22 protein-coding genes are annotated in these 22,140 nt (G+C 71.3%); 5 read left to right on the forward strand and 17 right to left on the reverse strand.

Annotated elements, in window-relative coordinates; genetic code table 11:
- Positions 1–9 precede the first annotated feature (9 nt).
- Both ACY34M_RS18135 and ccrA read left to right on the forward strand, forming a co-directional pair.
- Positions 10–1,236, forward strand: a complete 1,227-nt coding sequence (locus tag ACY34M_RS18135) for an MFS transporter (RefSeq protein ID WP_462720233.1) — start codon at positions 10–12, stop codon at positions 1,234–1,236.
- 75 nt (positions 1,237–1,311) lie between these two features.
- On the forward strand, positions 1,312–2,580 hold the full coding sequence (gene ccrA / locus ACY34M_RS18140; protein WP_462720234.1) for a crotonyl-CoA carboxylase/reductase: 1,269 nt from the start codon (positions 1,312–1,314) through the stop codon (positions 2,578–2,580).
- Positions 2,581–2,739: 159 nt separating this feature from the next.
- Here ccrA and ACY34M_RS18145 read toward each other — a convergent pair whose 3' ends face one another.
- From ACY34M_RS18145 to ACY34M_RS18215, 15 genes are all read right to left on the reverse strand, one after another.
- A complete protein-coding gene (locus ACY34M_RS18145; RefSeq protein ID WP_462720235.1) occupies positions 2,740–4,161 on the reverse strand; it encodes a sulfatase family protein in 1,422 nt (473 codons plus the stop codon).
- Positions 4,162–4,303: 142 nt separating this feature from the next.
- Entirely contained in the window at positions 4,304–5,689 is a 1,386-nt protein-coding gene (locus tag ACY34M_RS18150) for an MmgE/PrpD family protein (RefSeq protein WP_462720236.1), read from the reverse strand.
- Positions 5,686–6,738 carry an LLM class flavin-dependent oxidoreductase gene (locus ACY34M_RS18155; protein ID WP_462720237.1) on the reverse strand — a complete coding sequence of 351 codons (1,053 nt, stop codon included), beginning with the start codon at positions 6,736–6,738 and terminating at the stop codon, positions 5,686–5,688. The genes ACY34M_RS18150 and ACY34M_RS18155 overlap by 4 nt, the downstream gene beginning before the upstream one ends.
- Entirely contained in the window at positions 6,735–7,592 is an 858-nt protein-coding gene (locus ACY34M_RS18160; protein ID WP_462720238.1) for an alpha/beta fold hydrolase, read from the reverse strand. The genes ACY34M_RS18155 and ACY34M_RS18160 overlap by 4 nt, the downstream gene beginning before the upstream one ends.
- Positions 7,593–7,649: 57 nt before the next feature.
- The gene (locus tag ACY34M_RS18165; protein WP_462720239.1) at positions 7,650–8,585 is read right to left on the reverse strand and encodes a DODA-type extradiol aromatic ring-opening family dioxygenase; all 936 of its coding nucleotides are present in this window, start codon (positions 8,583–8,585) and stop codon (positions 7,650–7,652) included.
- On the reverse strand, positions 8,582–9,985 hold the full coding sequence (locus tag ACY34M_RS18170) for a M20 family metallopeptidase (protein ID WP_462720240.1): 1,404 nt from the start codon (positions 9,983–9,985) through the stop codon (positions 8,582–8,584). Before ACY34M_RS18170 ends, ACY34M_RS18165 begins: the two co-directional genes overlap by 4 nt.
- A complete protein-coding gene (locus ACY34M_RS18175) occupies positions 9,975–10,145 on the reverse strand; it encodes a hypothetical protein (protein WP_462720241.1) in 171 nt (56 codons plus the stop codon). The genes ACY34M_RS18170 and ACY34M_RS18175 overlap by 11 nt, the downstream gene beginning before the upstream one ends.
- Before the next feature lie 73 nt (positions 10,146–10,218).
- Positions 10,219–11,046, reverse strand: coding sequence for an alpha/beta fold hydrolase (locus ACY34M_RS18180; RefSeq protein WP_462720242.1), 828 nt, complete (start codon positions 11,044–11,046; stop codon positions 10,219–10,221).
- 37 nt (positions 11,047–11,083) lie between these two features.
- Complete coding sequence (locus ACY34M_RS18185; protein WP_462720243.1) at positions 11,084–12,364, reverse strand: Rieske 2Fe-2S domain-containing protein; 1,281 nt, start codon at positions 12,362–12,364, stop codon at positions 11,084–11,086.
- Positions 12,365–12,404: 40 nt separating this feature from the next.
- Positions 12,405–13,373 carry a PDR/VanB family oxidoreductase gene (locus tag ACY34M_RS18190; RefSeq protein WP_462720244.1) on the reverse strand — a complete coding sequence of 323 codons (969 nt, stop codon included), beginning with the start codon at positions 13,371–13,373 and terminating at the stop codon, positions 12,405–12,407.
- A 160-nt stretch (positions 13,374–13,533) separates the two neighbouring features.
- Positions 13,534–14,667, reverse strand: a complete 1,134-nt coding sequence (locus ACY34M_RS18195; RefSeq protein ID WP_462720245.1) for an asparaginase — start codon at positions 14,665–14,667, stop codon at positions 13,534–13,536.
- Positions 14,664–15,482: an alpha/beta fold hydrolase gene (locus ACY34M_RS18200; RefSeq protein WP_462720246.1), complete on the reverse strand. Its 819-nt coding sequence runs from the start codon at positions 15,480–15,482 to the stop codon at positions 14,664–14,666. Before ACY34M_RS18200 ends, ACY34M_RS18195 begins: the two co-directional genes overlap by 4 nt.
- Positions 15,479–16,822 (reverse strand): MFS transporter, encoded by a 1,344-nt coding sequence (locus ACY34M_RS18205; protein WP_462720247.1) that lies wholly within the window; start codon positions 16,820–16,822, stop codon positions 15,479–15,481. Before ACY34M_RS18205 ends, ACY34M_RS18200 begins: the two co-directional genes overlap by 4 nt.
- 341 nt (positions 16,823–17,163) lie before the next feature.
- Entirely contained in the window at positions 17,164–17,937 is a 774-nt protein-coding gene (locus ACY34M_RS18210; RefSeq protein ID WP_462720248.1) for a TetR/AcrR family transcriptional regulator, read from the reverse strand.
- Positions 17,938–18,099: 162 nt separating this feature from the next.
- Positions 18,100–18,759 (reverse strand): type III effector protein, encoded by a 660-nt coding sequence (locus tag ACY34M_RS18215; protein WP_462720249.1) that lies wholly within the window; start codon positions 18,757–18,759, stop codon positions 18,100–18,102.
- 219 nt (positions 18,760–18,978) lie between these two features.
- Here ACY34M_RS18215 and ACY34M_RS18220 point away from each other — a divergent pair, with 219 nt between their 5' ends.
- From ACY34M_RS18220 to ACY34M_RS18230, 3 genes are all read left to right on the forward strand, one after another.
- Entirely contained in the window at positions 18,979–19,410 is a 432-nt protein-coding gene (locus ACY34M_RS18220; RefSeq protein ID WP_462720250.1) for an Hsp20/alpha crystallin family protein, read from the forward strand.
- Between the two features lie 155 nt (positions 19,411–19,565).
- Positions 19,566–19,961: a DUF2267 domain-containing protein gene (locus ACY34M_RS18225; protein WP_462720251.1), complete on the forward strand. Its 396-nt coding sequence runs from the start codon at positions 19,566–19,568 to the stop codon at positions 19,959–19,961.
- Positions 19,962–20,076: 115 nt separating this feature from the next.
- Positions 20,077–20,511: a DUF2267 domain-containing protein gene (locus ACY34M_RS18230; RefSeq protein WP_462720252.1), complete on the forward strand. Its 435-nt coding sequence runs from the start codon at positions 20,077–20,079 to the stop codon at positions 20,509–20,511.
- 143 nt (positions 20,512–20,654) lie between these two features.
- On the opposite strand, the gene ACY34M_RS18235 is transcribed toward ACY34M_RS18230, so the two are convergent.
- Both ACY34M_RS18235 and ACY34M_RS18240 read right to left on the reverse strand, forming a co-directional pair.
- Complete coding sequence (locus ACY34M_RS18235) at positions 20,655–21,002, reverse strand: MerR family transcriptional regulator (RefSeq protein ID WP_462720253.1); 348 nt, start codon at positions 21,000–21,002, stop codon at positions 20,655–20,657.
- Positions 21,003–21,028: 26 nt separating this feature from the next.
- On the reverse strand, positions 21,029–21,991 hold the full coding sequence (locus ACY34M_RS18240; RefSeq protein ID WP_462720254.1) for an aldo/keto reductase: 963 nt from the start codon (positions 21,989–21,991) through the stop codon (positions 21,029–21,031).
- Positions 21,992–22,140: the final 149 nt, after the last annotated feature.

A 22,140-nucleotide genomic window follows, 5' to 3' on the forward strand; every position in this document is an offset into this window, starting at 1 on the left:
CGCCGACACGTGAACCTCCCGACCACGAGCACACCGCCCGACTCCCCGCCGCAGGCCCGGCCAACCACCGCACTCGCGCTGATCGCTCTGGCCACGTTCCTGTCGATGAGCGTCTGGTTCTCCGCATCCTTCGTCGTCCCGCAGCTCAAGGACCTGTGGCAGCTGAGCAGCGGGCAGAGCTCGCTGCTGACGATCGCCGTGCAACTGGGCTTCGTGGTCGGGGCTCTCGCCCTGGCCGCGACCGGCCTGGCCGACGCCCTTCCGGGGCGCCGCCTGATGTGCCTGGGCGCGCTGGCCGCCGCGGCGATGAACCTGGTGCTGCTGTGGGCTCCCGGCTTCGCGGTGGCCGTCGGGTTGCGGGCGCTGACCGGCGCCTGCCTGGCCGCGGTGTATCCGCCGGCGCTCAAGGAGGTCTCGTCCTGGTTCCGCACCGGGCGTGGCACCGCGCTCGGCGTCATGATCGGGGCACTCACCCTCGGCTCCGCGATACCCCAACTGGTCAAGGCAACCGGCGGTCTTGAGTGGCGCGTGGTCATCGTCGTCACGTCGGTGCTCACCGCCATTGGCGGGCTGTCGACCCTGCTGCTGCGCAGCTCCGGGCCCTTCCCGTTCCCCCAGTCCACTTTCGACCTGCGGGCGGCGTTGCGTGCCAGTCGCAGGCGGCGGGTCGTGCTCGCCAACATCGGCTACGCCGGGCACATGTGGGAGCTGTACGCCATGTGGGCCTGGATCGGCACGTTCCTCGCGGGCCTGCACGGCTTCGCGGACCGCCCGGACGGCGCGCGGCAGGCCGCACTGGCCGCGTTCGGCTGCATCGGCGTGGGGGCCGCGGGCTGTCTGGTCGGCGGCCGCATCAGCGACCGGTACGGCCGGGCCCGGGCGGCGCTGGTGAGTCTCGTCTGCTCGGGCAGTGCCGTCGTCGTACTCGCCTTCGTGCACACCCTGCCGTTGCCGCTCGTGCTGGTCGTGAGCGCCTTCTGGGGGTTCTGGGTGATCGCGGACTCCGCCCAGTTCTCCGCGATGGTCACCGAGAACGTCGACCAGCGCTTCGTCGGGAGTGCCGTCTCCCTGCAACTCGGCGTCGGCTACGTGACCACCGCGGTCACGATCTACCTCGTGCCGGTGCTGGCCGACGCCGGCTCGTGGACATGGGCGCTGCTGGTGCTGGCCCTGGGCCCGCTCGCCGGCATCGCAGCGCTCGTCGGCTACCTGCGCTCCCCCGCCCCGCAGACCTAGCGCCGAGCGCGGCGCGGCCACTTTCCGCACCCGGTACCCCAACCACCCCTGCCCTCCATCTTCGAGGAGACCCTCATGAGCAGCGAACGGCGCTCCGTCGCCACCACCGCACAGGCCCCCGACGTCGGCACGCTCCCGCCGTTGGGCGAGGTGCCGGCCACGATGCACGCCCAGGTCGTGCGGCCCGACCGGTACGGCGACCCGATGACCGCCTTCCAGCACGAACTCGTGCCCACCCCTGCCATCGGCCCCCACGAGGTCCTCATCGCCGTGATGGCCGCCGGCGTGAACTACAACAACGTCTGGGCCGCACGCGGCTACCCGGTCGACCAGGTCGGCGTACGACAAAAGCGCGGCGAGTTCGAGGACTTCCACATCGGCGGCTCGGACGCCTCCGGCATCGTCTACGCCGTGGGGGACGCGGTCACCGACGTGGCGGTGGGCGACGAAGTGATCGTGCACCCCGGCGTGTGGGACGCGGACGACCCGTGGGTGACCGCGGGCCGGGACCCGATGATCGCGCCCAGCGCGAAGATCTGGGGCTACGACACGAACTACGGCGCCTTCGGCCAGTTCGCCCGCGTCCAGGCCCATCAGGTGCTGCCCAAGGCCGACCACCTCAGCTGGGCGGAGGCGGCCGCGCCGACGCTGGTGGGCACGACGGCGTACCGGATGCTCCTGGGCTGGGACGGCAACACGGTCCAGGACGGCGACCTGGTCCTCGTGTGGGGCGGTTCGGGCGGACTGGGCACGCAGGCCACGCAGTTGGTCAGGGCGGCAGGCGGTCGTGCCGTCGCGGTCGTCTCCGACGACGTGCGCGGTGAGTACGCGATGAAGTACGGCGCCATCGGCTACATCAACCGCCGGGAGTTCGACCACTGGGGCATCCCGCCGCTGGTCGACGACAAGGCCGGGCAGAAGGCTTGGACTGCGGGTGCCCGTGCGTTCGGCAAGAAGATCTGGGAGCTTGCCGGGGCACGCGAGGACCCGGCGATCGTTTTCGAGCACCCCGGGGCCAGCACGATCCCGACCAGCATCTTCGCCTGCCGCCCCGGGGGCATGGTGGTCATCTGCGCCGGGACGACCGGCTTCGACGCCATGGTCGACCTGCGCTACCACTGGACCCGCCAGAAGCGCCTGCAGGGCTCGCACGGCACCAACGACGAGCAGGCCGTCGCCTACAACCAGTTGGTCCGCGACCGAAAGATCGATCCTGTGGTCGGACGCGTCCTGCCGCTGGACGAGATCCCCCTGGCCCACGCCCAGATGGGACGCGGCGAGGAGGTCTTCGGCAACACAGTGATCCTGGTCGGCGCCACGACCCCCGATCAGGGCCGCCGGTAGCGAGCGAAGTCCGGGGCAGGCCCACTGGGCCGACAGTGTCGCGCCCGCAGATCCGCTGCACTACTAGATCCGTGCACTCGGCTTCGTAGTGCAGCGGAATCCGGCGCAGGCCAACCTGTCACCCAAAGCTGCAGCCCCCTCCCCCCTCCGGCACAGCCTTCAGCCCGGGTAATCCAGCAGGCCCTCCGCGACCCGCTCCCACGACGCCTTCAGCCGGCCGAGCAGCTCCGGCTCGTCCGGGGCGCGGTCGGCCTGTTCGCGCTGGTCGGCGGCGAGGTTGTAGAGGTGGTCCTTGCCGTTCGCGTCCTGGTAGTACTTCCAGTCGCCGCGCCTGAGCGCCCGGTTGCCCCGCACCCGCCAGAACAGGTCCCGTTCGGGCAGTTCCTCGCCGCGCAGCAGGTAGCCGGCCAGGCTCGTGCCGTCCAAGGGGTACGCCGGATCGGGGCGGGCGCCACCGATCTCCAGCAGGGTCGCCGTCCAGTCGGGTGAGAAGTTCGGCTCGTGGCTGACCTGCCGGCCGTCGATGCGGGAGGGCCAGCGCACGATGGTCGGGACCCGGATCCCGCCCTCCAGGAGTTGGGACTTCTCACCGCTGAGCGGCCACTGGTACGACCAGCGCTCCCCGCCGTTGTCGCTGGCGAAGACGACGACGGTGTTCTCCTCCTGCCCGGACCGGCGCAGCGCCGTGAGTACCTGGCCGACAGAGGCATCGAGGCTCTCGACCATCTGCGTGTACTTGGCGACGGAGCCACCGTCGGCGTGGTTGAACGCGGCGATGAGTTCCGCCGGGGTCTTCGCGGACCGGAGTTTCGCCTCGATCTCCGCGCCGGTCTCCTCGTCGCCCTCTGCGAGCCACGGCCAGTGCGGGGTGGTGAAGTTGAGGTTGAGCAGCCACGGCGTGTCGTGGTCGCGGCTCACATAGTCGACGGCCCGCTCGGTCAGCACGGTCGTGTAGTAGCGCAGGTCCTTGTACTCGGCGTCGCCCTCGTAGAGGTCGTAGGTGCCGAGCTGACCGAGCTTGGAGTAGTACTCCAGGACACCGCCGAAGTTGCCGAAGAATTCGTCCCACCCCGACTTGGTGGGGCTGTAGTCCGGCAGCCAGCCGCAGTGCCACTTGCCGATCAGCGCGGTGGCGTAGCCCACCTTCTTCAACAGGGAAGCCAGCGTGGGGTGATGGGGGTCGAGCCCCTGCGTCTTGTCGCCGACCGGCTCGGCAAGGCCGCCGGGCGTACGGCCCGGATACCGCCCGGTGTACAGGCTGAACCGGGTCGGCGAACAGGTCGCGGAGCCCGAGTAGGCATCCGTGAACCGGACTCCCTGCCGGGCCAGCCGGTCCAGGTTGGGGGTCTTGATGTGCGGAGCGCCGTACGAAGACAGGTCGGCCCAGCCGAGATCGTCGCCAAGGATGACGAGGAAGTTGGGGCGCTTGCCTGTGGCGGCGGGGCGGGCCTTGAACGGGCGCTCGGCGGGGGCGGCGTGATCATCTGTGGTCGCGGCTGCGGCGGTGGTTGTGCCGGCAACCGCGGTCACAGCACCACCGCCGACGAGACCACCGAAGGCACGGCGGGATATCTCGGGCATGCGCCACAGTTGATCAGCGGGTCATGCGCCATGGACAGGGATACCGCCCTGAGTTCATGAGACTGAAACACCCCCTTGGCGGTTCCCGTGCCGCCCGTCGGCTGGTGGTTCCGGCCGGCACGTCACAACGACGAACACCGTTTCAGACTCTGCCCCCGTCGGCGGTTCGGGGACGCTCCAACAACTCGGCAATGGGTTCACGCAGTTCGCGGATGTCGTCGACGGTGTCCAAGGCGCGCGCCCGCACGATCCACCCGTCGTCCCTTATGCCGGTCTGCCGACGGAACTTGGCCTCGACGTGCTGTGCCGAGAGGGGCCGGGTGGCGCCGAAGGACTCGTGGGTGACGCGAGTGCCGTCGGTGCACTCCACGGTGACGCGGGCACCCCAGCGGTCCGGCAGCTGCGGGTCGAGGGCTGCGTCGTGGGCGACGGTGACCTCGGGGGCGTCGGCGGGCAGAGGGCCGCGGAAGAAGGCGACGTCGTCGGCCGCACCACGCAGATGGGCGGCAACGGCGAAGGCGGCGCTCGCCGCGGCCTCAGTGGGGCCGGCCGGCTCCCGCTCGGCGCTCACGAAGCGCAGCAGCGGGCCGGGGAGGCCAACGTGGACTCGCCGGATTGCCGTCAAGTCCACCTCACGCAAAGCAAGTTGGTCCAGCGCGTGCAGCGCCGCGTGGAGGGGGCGTGCGCACGGGTACGCCTTGAAGAGGCAGTCGTGGAGGTGAGCGGTGCCGGGCTGTCGCCCCCGGGAGGCCGCGTCGGTTCGGCGGGTGGGGTGGCCGAGGGATGCGGTGTGCATGGCCTGCGGCGGCGCCCCGGTGTCCGCCTCGCAAGCCCCGTCCCGGCCCCGGCCCAGCGCCGTCCTCGCCGGGCCGTCCAGCAGCGTCGTACTCGCCCTAGCCCCCGCCCGCGCCAGATACGCGGATTCCACGCCGTCCGCCGCCGCACGTCCCAGCAGCAGGTAGTGGCCCGCGCCCAGGACGTCCGCGGAGAGCATTCCGCCCAGCGGGGCCGCGGCGACGGCCAGGGCGGTGGTGGCACGGGACGCGTCGAGGTCAAGCAGGGTGGCCGTCGCGGCCGCCGCACCGAGGGCGCCGAACAGGGCCGTCGGCCACCAGGCACGCTCGTACAGGGCGGGGCCGCCGAAGCGCAGGCCCGCCTCGACGACCACCTCGTATCCGGCGATCACCGCGTCCACGACGGCGCTTCCGGGGCGGCCCTCGCGCTCGGCGACCGCGAGCGCGGCCGGGACCACGACGGCGGGGGGCACCACCGCCGCGGCCGGGTGCAGGGCGTCGTACTCGTCGACGTGCGCGAGAGTCGATTCGGTCCATACGCGCGTACGCAGGCTTCCCGGAGACCCGAAGTCCCGTTCCGCGCGGACGAGTTGCGCGGCGATGGGGTGCGAGGCCCCCGCCACCACGCAGCCGAGCGTGTCGAGGACGTGCAGGGCGGCCAGGGAGCGGGTGGCGCTCCCGGCCGTCCGCGCCGCCCGGCGGCCCTGCGCCGACAGTTCGTCGAGGGTGCTCACGGGCGCGCCCCCGTGGGCGTCAGCGCGGGCAGCACCTCCTGACCCACTCGCTCGATCAGTTCGGTGGGCGGGTCGTACGAGCCGACGTGCTGGAGGAAGACGCCGCTCACCCCGATCGCGCGGAGTTCGCGTATGCGGGTCACGATCTCGTCGGCCGTGCCGAAGAGGCAGAACTCGCGGGCGAAGCGCACGGCCGTCTCGTCGCTGATCCACTGGGAGCAGACGCGTACGGCCTCGTCCCAGTCCTCAGCATGTACGAGGTCCGGGTAGATGCCCTCCACACGCGCGGGGACGTTGACCTCGATGCCTGCGAGGGCGAGGAACGGTGCTCCGCCGTTCTGGGCGATGGACGCGCAGATCGGTTTGAGGATGCGTGCGTCCCGCTCGATGTCGTCGGTGACCTGGCAGAACGCCGACACCGTCAGCGGGACGGCGCGCGGGTCGCGGGCCGCCGCCTCGGCGCCCTCACCGACCCGGGCCACCGCGCCGGCCAGCGTGCGCGGGGAGGCGCCGCTGAGCAGGATCGCGCCGTCGGCGATCTCCCCCGCCATCCGGAGGTTCTTGGGACCGCTGGCCGCCAGGTGGATCGGCACCGGTGGGCCGGGGTCGCGCAGCCGAGAGCGCACGCCGTCGAAGTCCCACTCCTTGCCCGCTAGCAGCGCCCGCAGCAGCTCCACGCCCGCACGCATGGCGGCCTGTTTGCTGGGCGGAAGACCGATGGGGCCGACCGAGCTGTTGCCGACGCCCAGGCCGAGTGTGAAGCGGCCGGGGGCGAGTTCGGCGACGCTGCGCGCGGCGGAGGCGACGACGGCCGGGTGCCGGGTCACCACATTGGTGACGGCCGTCCCGAGGCCGATGCGTTCGGTGCCCAGGGCGGCGGCGGTCAGCACGGTGAACACGTCCCGCCACAGCAGCTGCGAGTCGGGGAACCAGACGTCGTCGAAGCCCAATTCCTCTGCGCGGCGCACGGATTCGACCAGGACGTCGGCGCGGTCGCAGGGCGGGATGCGGATGCCGACGCGCGGTGCGGGCGGCGTCGGCGCGGTCATGCCGCGGCCTGCTCGAGGGAGGCGAGGTGCAGGGCGTTGAACTTCTCGGCGTGTTCGTGCTGGGGCCAGTGTCCGCACTCCGGGAAGATCTCGAGCCGGGCGCCGGGCACCCGCTCCGCGAGGTGGTGCGCCTCGGGCACGTCCCCGAAGGGGTTCTGCGCGCCCCACACGACCAGCGTGGGCGCCTTGATACGGCCGAGTTGCTCGGTGTTCAGCAGGTCCTCCTGGCGGTTCTCCATCTGCTGGAGGCACAGCAGGTACGAGATCTGCTTGACGAACTCCGGGCGGTGGTAGATGTCGTGGCGCACCTGGACGAGCTCTTCGGAGACGTTCGCGGCCGGGTCGAACATCAGCAGGTGGAGGCGCTTGCGGGTGAGGTCGATGTCGTCGGTCTCGACGGCCTTGCGGGTGCTGGTGCGGATCCGTTCCATGACCTCCGGATTGGCGACGGTGCCGCCGGGCGCGACGAGCGTCAGGTGGCGCACCCGCTCGGGGTGGTCGGCGGCGAGCCGCCCCGCGACCCAGCCACCGAGCGACTCGCCCACGAAGTGCGCGCGGTCGATCCCGACGGCGTCCATGTACGCGAGGACGTGCTCGACGTAGCGCGGGATGCGGTAGTCGGCTTCGGGTCCTTCTGTGTAGCCGTGGCCGAGCATGTCGATGGCGTGCACGGCGTATCCGGCGGCGACGTGCGCGGGGATGTTGCGGACGAACGCCTCCAGGTGGCCGCTGGTGCCGTGCAGGAAGATGATCGGGTCTCCGGTGCCCGCCTGGAGGGCTCGGGTGCGCAGCCCGCCCGCCTCCACCGTGGTGACACGGAAGTCGACGCCGGTCAGATCGGTCCAGATGCTCATGGGTGTGTCTCCTAGAGGTCTTACGGGGGGGGTGTCTGAGGTCGGGTCGTACGGGTGTCAGGCGCGGGGTTCGAGGACGGCGACGCCCATGCCGGTGAGCCACTCCGCGATCGGGGCGTAGGCGAGGGTGTCGCCGGAGTGGGGGCCGAGTGCGGCGCTCATGGCCAGCCAGGAGCGGATCTCCTGGGCGCCGTTGCCGGCCTGCTCGGCGAGTTCGTCGGAGGTCGTGTCCAGGTACGGGCCGACGTCGCCGGAGGTGATCCGGTCGAGGAAGGCACGGTCGAAGTCCTCGTTGATCCGGGGCTCGGCCGCGCGGATGATCTGGCGGCGGCGCACCTCGTACTCGCTCCAGGAGTCCCGGCCGTTGAGCCACGCCTCCACGAGGAAGCGGTCGTCGTCGCTGAGTGTCTCGAACCACTTGGGCCAGGGCAGTTGGTGCGAGAGGCCACCGGACGCGACGACGGCGACCCTCTTGGCCCGGCCGTCCGCGCGGATCGCCTTGCCGATCGCCTCGCCCAGCGCGTGGCAGCGGGCGAGCGACGGCAGCGGCGGCGCGAACATGTTGATCACGACGGGCACGATCGGGACGTCGAGCTCCGGCACGAGGTGCTGGAGGCTGTGGGTGATGCCGTGGTCGACGGTCAGGCGCAGGGAGAACGCCGGGTCGTAGCCGTCGTCGACGAGCGAGTCCACGAGGTGGCGGGCCAGGGCCGTGTCCACGGGGAGCGGGCCGCCCGGAGTGTCGGCCTCGCCCGCGCCGACGACCTCGCCGACACCGATCGTGAAGGCGGGCATCATGTCGAGGAAGAAGCCGCGGAAGTGGTTGGAGCCGATGATGACGACCGCGTCCGGCTTCGCCTCGCCCAACAGCCGCCTGGCGCCGCGCAGTCCGTCGCGGAACCGGTGCGCGCCGTCGAGATGGTCGACCTCGGCCCAGTGCGTGTTCATCAGCGTACTGTGCGAGGCTCCGACGCCCAGGATCACGTCGCTCATGACAGGGGACTCCGTTCTGCCGCCTCGACGTCCGCCCTGGAGCGAGTGCAGGTGTTGATCAGGGTGTGTACGAGGGCGCGGGTGAGGCGGTGTGCCTCCCGGATGTCGACGACGTTCATGCCGGCCGGGAAGTCCAGCTCCATGGGGGCGTCCTCGCGTATGCGGTCCATGCCGATGCGGGCGGTGGCGATGCCGCGGTTGCGCAAAATGTTGGCGTCGGTGGCGCCGCTGTTGAGGAGGATCGGCTCGTGGGGGCGGCCCTCGATCTCCTCCCAGGCCGCCTTGCCCGCACGCACGATCCAGCTGTCCTCAGGGGTGGCCGTGCCGGGGATGGCGAGGGTCGTCTCCCAGGAGAGGTCGATGCCGGGGTGCTCGGCGCGGATCCTCTCGATCGCTTCGGCGAACTCGCGGCGGGCCTGCTGGGGGCTGGTGCGCGGGCTGATCCGCAGGTCCACCTCGATCCGGCACAGGGCGGGCGACAGCGACGCGGTGCGCGGCCAACCACCCTCCACGGAACCGATGTTGCCCTGGGGCGCGACAAGACCTGAGGTGTGCCGGGCGGTGTACTCGGGGAACCAGCGCTCAAGACCGGTGACGACAGTGGCGGCGTCGGCGATCGGGTTGCGGTAGTCCATCCGGTGCCGGCTGCCGACGTAGGAGTACGTCCCGTGCACATCGATCCGGAACCAGCACAGGCCGACCTCCTCCCAGGCGGTGGTCCAGCCCGGCTTGGCGATCAGCGCGTAGTCGGCCCACAGGCCCTGTTCGAGCATGAACGAAGCGCCGTTGCCCTGGCCCGCGTTGTAGCGCGCGCCCTCTACGGGCCGCCGGTTCGTGGGCATGCCGCCCGCGCCGAGTCCCACCAGGATGTCGCCGGTCAGTGGGACCCCTGCGCGCCGCACCGCCTCCACCGCGGCGATGACGCTCGCGCCGTGCCCCTTGGGGTTGCTGGCGCCGAGTCCGATGACATGGTGACCGTCGACGACCGGCTCGGCGCGCATGTCGAGGCGCAGCTCGGGGCCGACCCACGGCACGTCCTCTTCCTCGGTGCCGACGGTGAGCGTGTCGATGGGGGCGTACAGGAGCAGGTCGGGGCCGCTGCCGTCGCCGCGCACCCGGCCCACCGCGTTGCCCTGGGTGGCGTCGATGGGCTGATAGCGGCCCTCGGCGCCGGCCGCGGTGAGCTGCTCGGCGAGCCAGGTCGCCAGGGGGCCCTCGTCGCCGGTGGGGCTGGGGATGGCGACCATGCCGGTGACCAGGTCGGTCAGCCGACGGTCGTCGATGTGCGCCCAGGCCGCCTCTGTCCAGGTCCGGCGCTGCCGGTCGGCGTCGAACTCGGCGGTCCCCGCGGACTCGGGCTCGGCGGTCCCCGCGGATTCGGTGGTGGGGTCAGCGGACATCGGAGGCGGCTTCCGGGATGCGGCCGGCGGGGCGCTCGTCGCGCACGACGGTGCCGGTGGTCTTGAGGACCAGAGCGGCGGCGGCCCGACGCAGGGGTGTCGCGACGGTGAGCGCCACGACGGCGCCACCGACGCCCACGATCAGTGCGGTCCGTGACATGGGGAACCTCCAACTTGCCTTGTGCGGTGGCTGATTGCCTGATGGGTGGGTGGTACGGGAAGTGGGTGCGGGTTCAGCGGAAGCCGGGATCGAGGAAGGCGCGGACCAGCGCGGTGTACGCGTCCGGGCGCTCCTCCCCCGGATGGTGCGAGGTGCGGGCGAGCACGGCGAGGTCGGCGCGGGGCAGCCGCTCGGCGAGGGCCAGCGCGGCCGCGGGCCCCCCGAAGGGGTCGTGGGCGCCCCACAACAGCAGGACCGGCGCGGTGACTTCACCGAGAACGGGCCCGAGGTCCTCCGGCTCGCCCCGGCCGGTCGGCGCGGCGCCGAGGGCCGCGGCACGTGGAGTGACGCTGTTGCGGTACCGCAGGGCGACGGTCTCCTCTGGCGGTCCGGCCGGATCGAACCACTCCAGGCGTGTCATCAGGGCCCGCATCTTGGCTGCGCTCGGGCCCCCGCCCCCGTAGTACTCGTCCCGCGCCGACCCGGCGGGCGAGGGCGAGCCGACCGACGGCACGGGCCGGCTGCCGGTCAGCACGATCCGCCCCACCCGCGCGGGTTCGGCGGCGGCGAGCCGAAGCGCCACCGCCCCGCCCAGCGACTGGCACACGAAGTCGGCGCGTGCGATCCCGAGGGCGTCCAGGAGACCGGCGACGTACCGGGCGTGGAAGGCGAACGGGCCGCCCGTGATGTCGGGCGCGTCCGAGGCTCCGTACTGCGGCAGGTCCACCAGGATCAGGCGCCGCCCCTCGGCGAGCGCTCCGGCGACCGCCCGGAAGTCCGTCCAGGCCGAGCAGCCGGGCCCGCCGCCGTGCAGCAGCACGGTGGGGGTGCCCCCGCCGTCCACCTCGACCACGTGCAGCCCGAGCCCGTGGACCACGACCCGCCGCCCGACGGGCGCCACATCAACAGCGCTACCAGCAAGACTTCCTGACGACACCTCAGCAGTCCTTCGCGGAAGGCCTGATCTGCGGCGGCTGCACGGTGAGCTGCTGCTGCTCGATGTGCCGTCGCCAGGCGGTCAGCGACAGGTCGGGGCGGTACAGGCGCTCCGGCGGCGCGTCGGTGACGTCGACCATCCAGGCGTCCTGGCCGGTGAACTGGCCGTGGAAGAGCCAGCGGATCGCCGCCAGGTACTTGGCCTTGAACAGCGAGGCCTTGGGCCCGGTCTCGTAGCGGACCATCATCTGCACGTAGCGGACGTGGTCCTCGTCGACCGGCACGTACCACTCGTAGTGGATGAAGTGCGGGTAGGCGACGCGCAGCAGTCCGGGCAGCCGGATGGAGACGAAGCCGGGGATGTCCAGGTCCTTGATGACCGGGTTGATCCTCTGTGCCTTGCCGGGGTGGTCGGGCAGCGGCATCCGCTTCCACCAGCGCTTGTTGGTCCAGGTGCCCAGGCCCTCGAACTCGGCCTCCCAGTGCACCTCGTCCTGGACGCGGATCAGCCAGGGGCCCTTCTCGACGATCCGGGTCTTGTTCCAGGCGGGCATGACCTTGAAGAGCCGCCAAAGGGCCGTGTTGTGCAGGTACTTGGCGTGGCCCTCGTCGAAGCCGTTCTCGGCGGCGAACCGCCAGTTGCCGTCACGGATGTCGGTGCGTCCGCCCATCACGAACGGCGCGTCGAGCAGCTCGTCGGGGATGTCGCGCTCCACCGGGGGTGCCTCGCCGTCGCCGACGTACACCCAGATCATGCCGAGGCGCTCCTCGACCGGGTAGGTGCGCACGGACATCCGGCCGCAGATCGGCGACTCGGGGCCGTCGGTCAGCACGGCACGCAGGTCGCCGCTCTCCACGTCGAAGGTCCAGCCGTGGTACGCGCAGCTGACCGTGCCGGGGAACTGGCGGCGGCCGAGGGAGAGCGGCACGCCGCGGTGCGGGCAGCGGTCGTGCAGGGCACGGACCACGCCCTGGTCGCGCACCAGCATGATCTTCTCGCCGAGCAGGGTGATCTGTACGGGCTTCTCGCCGATCTGCCCGGAGAACTGCACCGGGTACCAGAAGTTGCGGTACCCCAGTTCGGCCTGGTTGTAGTTGGGCCACGCCGACCAGTCCTGGCCCTCGGGGTCGTGCACCGGCCGCTCCCGAGGGGTTTCGGGCGTCGTGGCGGGCTTGGTGGCGGTGGGGGTCGCGGTGCGTGCCCTGCGGCGGGCGACGCGCGGCTCTTCGGGGCTCGAGGAGGAGTCCGGGGAGTTCGGCTTCTCCGTGTCGCTGTTCAGCATGTGTGTTCTCCGAGTCTGTTCATGTCGTGCGGGGTGCGGCTCACAGGTCCAGCACCAACCGGTCGGAAAGCGCCCGGGAGACGCAGAGCATGGCGGTGCGGCCGTTCGCGCGTTCGTCCGCCGTCAGGAGCACGTCGCGGTGGTCGACGTCGCCGACCAGGACCTTGGTCTCGCAGCTGCCGCAGATGCCCTCGCGGCAGGCACTGGGGACGACGATGCCGACGTCGTCGAGGCAGTCGAGGGCGGAGCGGTCCGCGGGTACGCGCACGGTCGTGCCGGAGCGTTCGCAGACGATCTCGAACTCCCGCTCGTCCTCGGCGTTCCGGTCGCGGGCCACGGCCTTGAAGCGCTCGATGTGCAAGCTGCCCTCGGGCCAGTCGGCGCACCGCTCCTCGACCGCGTTGAGCAGTCCTTCCGGGCCGCAGCAGTAGACGGCGGTACCGGGGCGGGGCGTGGCAAGGAGCGCCTTGAGGTCCAGCGGACCGCTCTCCGCCTCGACGGCGATCTCGACCTTGCCCCCGTAGGCGGCCTCGAGCTCCCCGGCGAAGGCCATGGAGCCGCGCCGCCTGCCGCCGTACGCCAGCGACCACGGGGCGCCGGCCGCCTCGACGGCGGCGATCATCGGGATCAGCGGGGTGATGCCGATGCCTCCGGCGATGAACTGGTAGCGCTGCGCGGCGGCGAGTTCGAAGCGGTTGCGGGGGCCGCCGACCTCCACGAGGTCGCCGACGCGCAACGTGTCGTGCACGTACTGGGACCCGCCGCGCGACGCCGGCTCGCGCAGCACCGCGATCCGGTAGCCGTACCGGTCGGCCGGGTCGCCGCACAGCGAGTACTGGCGGATCGCGCCCGGCAGGCCGAGGTCGAGGTGGGCGCCCGGGGTCCAGGCCGGGAGCGCGCCGCCGTCCGGGTCGGCGAGCGTCACCGAAAGGACGCCGTCGGACTCCCGGCGCAGCTGCTCAACCCGCAGGTCCAGGACGCCTTCCAGGTCGTCCAAAGGCTCGTTCACGGTTCCTCCTGAGGGGCATCCGAAGCTGGTCGTACTATGTACGAAACTAAGTACGGGAGTCAATGGCGAGCCTGCGAAAGGGCGTTCCACGAAAGGGGGTTCTACGGAAGAAGAGGGGGCAGGCCACGGCCGTCCAGCGACTGCGGCCCGCCCCGGGGGCTCAGGGCGCGGATGCGCGTACGCGTGCGGGTTCGCGTGCGGTTTCGCGTGCGGTTTCGCACCCGCCGAACAACTCCCGTATGCGTTCCGGTGGTTGCTTCGCCGCGAGGGCGAAGGTCAGCAGCAGGCGCGCCTTCCACGGACTGAGGTCCTGTGCGGCCAGGAAGTCACCCGCGCGGGTGCCCGCGTGCGGGACCACGCGCCCGCTGCCCACCCGTGAGGCCTGGCAGACCACGACGCCGTGGCGCGCCGCCCGTTCAAGGGCCTGCTGTTCGGGCGGCGTCGGGTAGCCGGCTCCCAGGCCCGCACTCACGATGCCGGCCGCACCCGCCGCGCGGGCGGCGTCCACCAGGGCGCCGTCGGCCCCCAGGTAGGAGACGACCACGTCGACGCGGGGCAGCGGCACATCGGGCGGCAGCGCGGCCAGGTCGATCGGCGGCTCCCCGGGTACGCCTTCGGGGGCGCGCGCGTACCCGACCTCGCCGTCCGCGTCGGCGAAGCCGAGCGGACCGTACTCCGGTGAGCGGAAGGCGGTGACACGGTAGGTCGCGGTCTTCGCCACGTCGCGCGCCGCGAGGATCGCGTCGTCGAACACCACCAGGACGCCCCGGCCCGCGGAGTCCGGGTGAGCGGCGACACGCACCGCGTTCAGCAGGTTCGCCGGGCCGTCGGCGCCGAGCGCGGACGCCGGGCGCATCGCTCCCGTCACCACCACGGGCGTTTCCCCGCCGGTGAGTTGGGAGAGCGCGTAGGCCAGTTCTTCGAGGCCGTTGGTGCCGCAGGTGACGACGGTTCCGGTCACCTCGGGGTCGGCCGCCGTGCGTGCCACCTTCCGGGCGAGGGCGACGAGGTCCTCGGCGGTCCATGCGTGGCTCGGCGGCTGGGCCCGCGCCGTGTCCGCCCCGGCATCGGTCTCGCCCCCGGTCGCCCCGTCGAGCGGGTCGCCCGGCGCCCAGCTCTCCAGGCGGACGTCGGCCACCTCCGCGAGTTCGGGCAGTTGTGCGACCATGTCGCCGGGCGGGACCCGGCGCCCCGACTCCCCGTACGCGGTGCGGTCCGTGCGGTCGTGGCCGCGCGCCTCGATGGTGCCGCCGGTGGCGATCCAGGCGACAACGGGCCGTGTGCCGCCGCTCATCGCGCGCCCGCCAGGACGTCGGTCAGGAACCGGTCGACGACGCGCGCGAACTGCTCCGGCCCGTGGTCCACGGCCGGCACACCGACCCTGGGCAGCAGTTCGGCGCGGGCGCCCGCTATCCGTGTCACGAGGTGCTCCATATCGGGTCGGGAGAAGGTGTCCAGCTCCCCGCAGACGACGAGGGTCGGCGCCGCGACCAGGCCGATGCGGTCCTCCATCCGGTACGCGTTGACCGCGCTGTGGCCTTCTTCGACGCGGTCGAGGACACCGAGCGCGTCGCGCACCAGACGTTCCTTCAGGTCTTGGCGGTCTTCCGGGTAATAGGGGGCGCGCTGGTTCCACAGGCGCAGCAGGTGCGAGCCGTCGGCGGCGGGCGTGACCTCGTCGATGGGCGGCCGCTCGGCCACGGCGCGGCGCCGGTCCGCATCCACGTACGGCACGCCGGACAGCACCAGCGCACTCACTCGCTCCGGTCGGCGCGCGGCGACCTCCAGAGCCACCACGCCGCCGGTGTGGTGTCCCACCAGGGCCAGCCGTTCGAGCCCGAGCGCGTCGGCAAGGGCGAGGACTCCGTCGGCGAACAGCTCGACCGTCCATGCCTGTTGGGGCCGCGCGGACGCCCCGAAGCCCAGCGTGTCCATGGCGATGGCGCGGCGGTTCCGCCCCAGCACGGGCAGCACGTCGCGGTACTCGTCCCAGGAGCGCGGCGTCTGATGGAGCAGCAGGACGGGTTCACGTCCTTCCCGCTCCCCCGCTTCCGCGTAGTGGAGCTGACCGAGAACGGTGTCGGCGTATGCCTTGCGCAGCACGCTCATGCCTCCCCCTTGGTGGAGGCCACAAGAGGCGCCCCTGCCTGCTGCGGGGCGGATGCCACGGCCGGCTCCTTGTGCTCGTGCAGGAACAGCCCCGCGATCAGGGACAGCACGGACATCGCCGCCATGTAGATCGCGATGCCGACCCAGCCGCCGGTCGCGTCGAACAGGTAGGCCGCGATGCCGGGGGCGATGGCGTTGCCCAGGATCAGGCCGATGGTGAAACCGATCGACATGCCGGTGAAGCGGACCTTCGCCGGGAAGACCTGCGAGAAGTAGGCGGGCACCACCGCGTAGTTGGCCGAGTAGCCGACGAACAGCAGGGCGAAGCCGAGCAGCATCAGCCAGTACTGGCGGGTGTCGAGCAGCGCCAGCCAGACGAACGGCAGCACGACCATCGAGGCCGCTCCCGCGATGAACAGCTTCCGGTTGCCGATCCGGTCGGAGAGCGCCCCCGCGATCGGGATGCACACGAGGATGACGAGAATCGCCGGCAGCAGCACCGCGATCATGTCGTCGTCGTCCAAGTGCAGTGCCGTATGGGCGTATTCGAGGCTGTAGACGCTGGCCATGGTGAAGGCGACACCGGCGCTCAGGATGCCGATGGAGGTCATCGCGACCTGCTTGCCCGAGGTCCGGAAGACCTCCACGATCGGCAGCCGGTCGACCGGGCCCCGCTCCTTGACGGCCTCGAACTCCGGGCTCTCCTCGACCTTGAGCCGCACGACCAGACCGACGACGATCAGGAGCGCGCTGGCCAGGAACGGCAGCCGCCAGCCCCATGAGTCACGCTGCTCGACGGGCAGTTGGAGGATGGCCAGGAACGCCAGGTTGGCCAGGAGCAGCCCCGCGGAAGTGCCGGTATTGATCAGCGACCCGCGAAAGCCCCGCTTGCCCTCCTCGGCGTGCTCGACGGTCATCAGGATCGCGCCGCTGTACTCGCCGCCGACCGAGAAGCCCTGGATCAGCCGAGCGACGATCAGCAGAACGGGCGCGAGAACCCCCACCTGCTCGTACGTCGGCAGCAACCCGACAGCGACCGTGGCGCCACCCATCAGCCCGAGGGTGAGGACGAGGATCGTCTTGCGGCCGAGCCGGTCGCCGAAGTGTCCGAAGACCACGGCGCCGACGGGCCGGGCGACGAAGCCGATGGCGAACGTCGACAGCGACAGCAGGGTGCCGATGAACGGGTCGGTGGTCGGGAAGAAGAGCTTGGCGAAGATCACCGACGAGGCCAGGCCGTAGATCGAGAAGTCGTAGTACTCGACAGTGGTGCCGATCCAGCCCGCCGCCGCTGCTCTCCTGCTCTGGGTTTTGCCGGGGTCGGAGACAGTTGCTGACATGCGCGGTTCCTTTGGCAGTAGGAGGTCCGTGAACGGGCTCGGGTGCGGTGAACGCCGATGCCGCCGAGGTGGCCGGGAACGTGCGAAGGCAGGTCGTGGGCCGGTGGCCCACGCTGCCGCATGACGGGCGACCGACCGGCTCAAGGTCGCCCGTACAGGTGTTTCGTACTATGTACCGGCCACCGTATGGCGTCAAGATTGCGGCACGGTTACCGCTCGGACACTTCTGCCGCGAGGCGCCGCCGACCAGCGGGAACGACGGTTCGCCGGCAAACGAAAAAGGGCCGCTGCGATGCAGCGGCCCACTCTTCCGTCAGTCCGTTCTCGTCAGTCCGTTCTCGTCAGTCCGTCCCCGGCGTCCCGGTCTGCCGCAGCAGGCCATCGGCGAGGCAGTCGAGACCGAACCGGAACTGGTCGTCGCTGGGCAGCGTGGTGACCTCGTCCGCGAGGCCCACCAGCTGGGGGAAGCGCTGACTCGGCAGGGAGGCGTAGAAATGCTTGCGCTGTCGCCGCAGCTCCTCCACCTCCGGGTGGTTCGGGTTCCCCCACGGCCGGGGCGTCTGGTACGAGGCGAACCCCAGGACGTACTGCAGGATCAGGCCGTAGGCGCGCACCGCCTCGCGGTCACCGAACCCCACGGCGCGCAATTGCCCGATGACGGCGTCGAACGCGCCCTGCATCGACTCGGGCCCGGTGTTCACGCGGGTCGAGAACAGCCTGACGATACTGGGGTGTTCACGCATCATGTCCAGGAACGCCCAGGCCAGCGAGCGCACCACGGCGCCCGGCGCGGTCACTCCGGTGGGCGGCAGCCGGAACTTCCCCATGACGTGGTCGGCGACCCCGTCGAGGATCTCTTCCTTGCTGCGGAAGTAGCTGTACAGCGTCATCGGGCCCACGCCGAGCTCGGCGGCGAGCCGCCGGATGGTGAGGACGTCGACGTCCTCCTCGTCGCAGATCGCGGTGGCCACCTCGATGATCTGCTCGTGCGACAGAGACTTGGCCCCGCGGGACTTGGCCGCCTTCGCCTTCCTGGCAGGCTTGGCCTTCGGCGCACCGGACCGTTCGCCCTTCGCGCCCCCGGAAGAGGCCGCAGACGCTTGCGACTCGCCCACCGGGCCGCTCCTTCCCGCGACCCGCACGGCCGCCACGTCACGGGATCACGCCGTACTTTGATCCCCTTGCCAGACCCCGGACAAGATACCGCACGGGTACGGCGTACGGGACTTCGTACGGTCTCGCGACGCCCTCACGGAACTCGTCCCTAACCGCGAACGCTAGGGGGCTTCCGGGTCCGTCGCGGAGTCGGAGTTCGTGAGGGCATCGACTTGCGCGGCGAGGTCGGCGTGGCCGGGAGTGAGGTGGGGGCGGGTGGCGTTGAGGGGGTGGATGAGCGCGGCGGGGTCGTCGTCCGCGAGGGCCTCGTGGAGCCGGCCGAGCGGATTGCGGGCCGCCGTGGGCAGGTCGGTGAGGGCCGTGATCTGGCCGGCGATCCGGCGCAGGTCGGCCGCGTGGCGGCGGGCCAGGGTGGCGGTGGTGCGCTCGGCGGCGCGGCGCTCGCGGGTGGCCTGGACGCGTTGTTCGCCGGTGGTTCCGGCGGGGCCGGGCTGCCCTCGCAGGTAGCGGCGCTCGGCGGCCTGGCGGCTGGCGACGCCGAGGGGGTGGGCGAGGTCGGCCCAGCTGGCACCCGCCTGGCGGGCCGTTTCGATCAGCCCGGTTTCCCATCCGGCGAGCTGCTCGCGGACCTGCCGCAACAGCAACAGAGAGGCCAGGGCCTGAGCCGCGCCGACGTCGTGCGCCTCGGCACCGCCCGGCGCCTCGCGCCCGGCGGTGTGCAGCGCGTCGTCGATCGCTTCGAGGGCTGCGGCAGCGGCGAGGAACGACGTCGGGCTCAGTGCGTCGGCGCTGGACGATGCCGACTGGTCAGCAGGGGTCATGGGCACCTCCCTTGGTTGGTCATTTAGTTGGCTGGTTGGCCGTCAGGCCAGTCATCTCGTCAGTCGTCTCGTCAGTCGGCCGGTCAGTCATCTGGCCGGCCGTCCGACCTGTCATCCATTAGACGACACCATGTTTGTCATCCATTGGACGACATGCTACAACGGTGTCAGTGAAGCGCATTGGCAGCAACTGCCCGAACTGCTGGAGGTGTTCTCGCGATGTTGATGCGCACTGACCCCTTCCGTGAGCTGGACCGGCTGACGCAGCAGCTGATGGGACCGGGCACCTGGTCGAGGCCGTCCCCGATGCCCATGGACGCCTACCGCGAGGGTGACCAGTACGTGGTGGCCTTCGACATCCCCGGCGTCACCGCCGAGGCGATCGACATCGACGTCGAGCGGAACATGCTGACCGTCAAGGTCGAGCGCCGCCCCGTGACGAAGGCCGACGACGTGCAGGTGGAGCTGTCGGAGCGGCCACTGGGCGTCTTCTCCCGCCAGATCGTGCTCGCCGACACGCTGGACACCGAGCACATCCAGGCCGACTACGACGCAGGCGTGCTCACCCTGCGCATCCCGATCGCCGAGCGCGCCAAGCCCCGCAAGGTCTCCATCGGCGTCGGGTCCGGCCACAAGGAGATCTCCGGCTGAGTCGGACCGGCGAGCATCGCCCCGGATCGACGAATGTCAACAGCGACGGAGGACGGGTACCTGATCTCCCCTCGCCCGTCCTCCGCGCCCCGCGGATCGAGGAAGCCCTACGGGCCGAGGTAGCCGCTCGGCCCCGGGAAGGGGTGACGGCCACAGTGGCGATGCGACGCGAAGCGTTCCTCGACCACGTCAAGGAACGCGGCGAGTACGACACCCTTCAGGAGGCCGAGCGCGCGGCCCGCGTGGTGCTCGCCCTGCTGGGCGCACATCTGGTCGGCGAGGTACGAGCCCAACTGGCGGCGCGTGTGCCGGAAGAATTCGCCTTGATCCTCCTCAACCCGCTGCAGAGCGCCGAGCCCCTCTCCCCGGAGCGGTTCGTGCGCGCGACCGCGGCCTGGATCGAGGGCGCGACGGAACAGACCGCCGCGTGGGACGTCAGCGCCGTTCTGTCCACGGCCGCCGACGCCACCGGAGACGACCTCCTCGACGAGATCCTGCTCCAACTCCCCGCGGGGTACGACCTCCTCTTCGGCCGCCCCCGGCCCACCTGAACCCCCGTGGCCGCGTACCGGCCACCACAACAACCTTGGCGACACAGACAGCGACTCGACAGCAACGCGACATCAACAGCGACGCGACAGCGACAGAAAGGCAACCCTCGCAGTGATGACCCACCAGAGCAGACCGCTTCAGCAGCCCTACGGTCAGGCGTACGAACACATGCTGGAGAAGGTCCGCTACGACGGCGCCTACCCCACCCGCGAGAAGGCCGAGGAAGCCGTCCGCCTCGTACTCGCCGGACTGGGACGCCAACTGACCGGCGACGAACGTGTCGACCTGGCCGCCTGCCTCCCCCTGGAGGCCGCCCGCATCCTCACCACTCAGATGCCCGCGCCCCAGCCGCTGGGCGGCTGGGCCTTCGTCAAGGACCTCGCAGCCCGCACCGGCGCCTCCCTGGCCACCACCCGCTGGGACACCGGGTCCGTCTTCTCCGCCGTCGCGGCCTACGCCGGACCCGACCTCGTCACCCGCATCCTGCGCCAACTCCCCTCCGGCTACGCGCTGCTGTTCGGCCGCGCCGAACTCACCCAAGCCGCGTAGACGGACCGCGCCTTCCGGCGCCCCGGCACGCCGCCGAAAGCGCCCCCTTGCACAACCCGGGGGCCCTTTCGGCACAGGAACACTGCGGCACCAGCCCTACACGAGGCAGGCGAGGCCTCAGGCGGACTGCCGTCCTCGGGCGCTCAGCTGTAGTAGCTGATCTTCTCGTCGAGCACCTTCATGGCCCGGCCCAGCGCGTCGACTCGCTGCTGCAGAGCCGCACGGCGGTCGCGCAGGAAGGCCACTCGTTCCTGCGGAGGGTGATCGGCGCGCAGCATGGCGACGAACTCCCGCAGGTCCGTGATGCCGAGACCGGCCTCGCGGAAGCAGGTGATGAGGCCGATCCAGAAGACGTCGTCCTCCGTGTACTGCCTGCGCCCGCCGGGCGAGCGCTGTATCGGGCCGATGAGCCCCTCGCGTTCGTAGTAGCGCAGGGTGTCGATGGAGACGCCGGTACGCTCGGCGGCTGCCGCTGGGGCCAGGGCGGTCATGCAACTCCTAAGACAATGGCGGGCAGTTACCGCGCTTCGGCGAAGCGCGCCATGTGGTCGTCACTGAGCCGTGCACATACGTGGCGTGCCGCGAGCGCCTGCTCGATCTGCGCCACCTGGCTCGCGCCGACGATGGGATCGATGCCGAGCCGCATCAGCCACGCGAGAACGACCTGGTTCCTGGTGGCGGAGAGCTCGCGCGCGACGTCGTCCAGGACCGTGAGCACCCAGGTCGTTCCGGGGTGATCGTAGGTCGTCGGCAGCGGCTTGTCCGCGCGCTCGTAGGAACCCCAGATCAGCGAGCTGTACGACCACACGGCGAGCCCCTCCGACCGTGCGAGGTCCAGGTCCTCGGCAGCGAGCATGCGGTGTCCCGCCTCCGCGAGGGCCGTGAGCGGGCGCGGCTGGACCAGTGAGTGGCGCAGTTGCAGGGCCGTCCACGGCTCCACGTGCTGTTCCCGCGCCAGTGAGCGGGCGCGCTCGACGCGCCAGGCGGCATGGTTGGCCGCCCCCACCCGCAGGGCCACCCCCTTCGCGGCCAACTCGCCGAAGGCGCCGACCGTCTCCTCCAGCGGCACGGAACGGTCCTCGGCGTGCGCCCAGAGCAGATCGACGTGATCGACCCCAAGACGCCCCAGGCTCTCCTCCACGCCGGCGCGGACGGCAGGCGCGGAGAGCCCTTCGGCGCTGTCCGGCCACGAGTGGGCAACGAGCGGATTCTGCCGCACCTTTGTCGCGATCCGCACCGCGTCCCGCGCGCCCGGACGGGCCCGGAGCCACGCGCCGATGACGCGTTCGCTGGCGCCGCCGCTGCCCTTGGGGTCGGCCCAGAAGGAGTAGCAGTTCGCGGTGTCGAGCCAGACACCGCCGCCCGCGACGAAGGCGTCGAGGATCGCGAAGGCCCGGTCGGGGTCGACGCGGGTGCCGAAGTCCATCGTGCCGAGGACGATCTGAGAGTCGCGGGGGTCATGAGAGTCAGTGGTCTGCATGCCGCCGATCCTCGAACCTGGAGCGCGCACCAGGTCAAGAGCCCTTGTGCCGGACAGTCCGGGACCCGGTCTCAGCGGGGTGCCTGTGCCGTTCGGAAATGCGTCGCCGCAGCTGGAACCATGCGCGTGGAGGGCCTCCCCCGCTCCCG

This window comes from Streptomyces sp. EDA2-14, from assembly GCF_054963755.1.

Bases quoted from the DNA above. Each gene is read 5' to 3' on its own strand.
- ccrA (WP_462720234.1), top strand. From the start codon at position 1,312: ATGAGCAGCGAACGGCGCTCCGTCGCCACCACCGCACAGGCCCCCGAC.
- ACY34M_RS18145 (WP_462720235.1), bottom strand. From the start codon at position 4,161: ATGCCCGAGATATCCCGCCGTGCCTTCGGTGGTCTCGTCGGCGGTGGT.
- ACY34M_RS18155 (WP_462720237.1), bottom strand. From the start codon at position 6,738: ATGACCGCGCCGACGCCGCCCGCACCGCGCGTCGGCATCCGCATCCCG.
- ACY34M_RS18160 (WP_462720238.1), bottom strand. From the start codon at position 7,592: ATGAGCATCTGGACCGATCTGACCGGCGTCGACTTCCGTGTCACCACG.
- ACY34M_RS18165 (WP_462720239.1), bottom strand. From the start codon at position 8,585: ATGAGCGACGTGATCCTGGGCGTCGGAGCCTCGCACAGTACGCTGATG.
- ACY34M_RS18170 (WP_462720240.1), bottom strand. From the start codon at position 9,985: ATGTCCGCTGACCCCACCACCGAATCCGCGGGGACCGCCGAGCCCGAG.
- ACY34M_RS18175 (WP_462720241.1), bottom strand. From the start codon at position 10,145: ATGTCACGGACCGCACTGATCGTGGGCGTCGGTGGCGCCGTCGTGGCG.
- ACY34M_RS18185 (WP_462720243.1), bottom strand. From the start codon at position 12,364: ATGCTGAACAGCGACACGGAGAAGCCGAACTCCCCGGACTCCTCCTCG.
- ACY34M_RS18195 (WP_462720245.1), bottom strand. From the start codon at position 14,667: ATGAGCGGCGGCACACGGCCCGTTGTCGCCTGGATCGCCACCGGCGGC.
- ACY34M_RS18200 (WP_462720246.1), bottom strand. From the start codon at position 15,482: ATGAGCGTGCTGCGCAAGGCATACGCCGACACCGTTCTCGGTCAGCTC.
- ACY34M_RS18205 (WP_462720247.1), bottom strand. From the start codon at position 16,822: ATGTCAGCAACTGTCTCCGACCCCGGCAAAACCCAGAGCAGGAGAGCA.
- ACY34M_RS18215 (WP_462720249.1), bottom strand. From the start codon at position 18,759: ATGACCCCTGCTGACCAGTCGGCATCGTCCAGCGCCGACGCACTGAGC.
- ACY34M_RS18220 (WP_462720250.1), top strand. From the start codon at position 18,979: ATGTTGATGCGCACTGACCCCTTCCGTGAGCTGGACCGGCTGACGCAG.
- ACY34M_RS18230 (WP_462720252.1), top strand. From the start codon at position 20,077: ATGACCCACCAGAGCAGACCGCTTCAGCAGCCCTACGGTCAGGCGTAC.
- ACY34M_RS18235 (WP_462720253.1), bottom strand. From the start codon at position 21,002: ATGACCGCCCTGGCCCCAGCGGCAGCCGCCGAGCGTACCGGCGTCTCC.
- ACY34M_RS18240 (WP_462720254.1), bottom strand. From the start codon at position 21,991: ATGCAGACCACTGACTCTCATGACCCCCGCGACTCTCAGATCGTCCTC.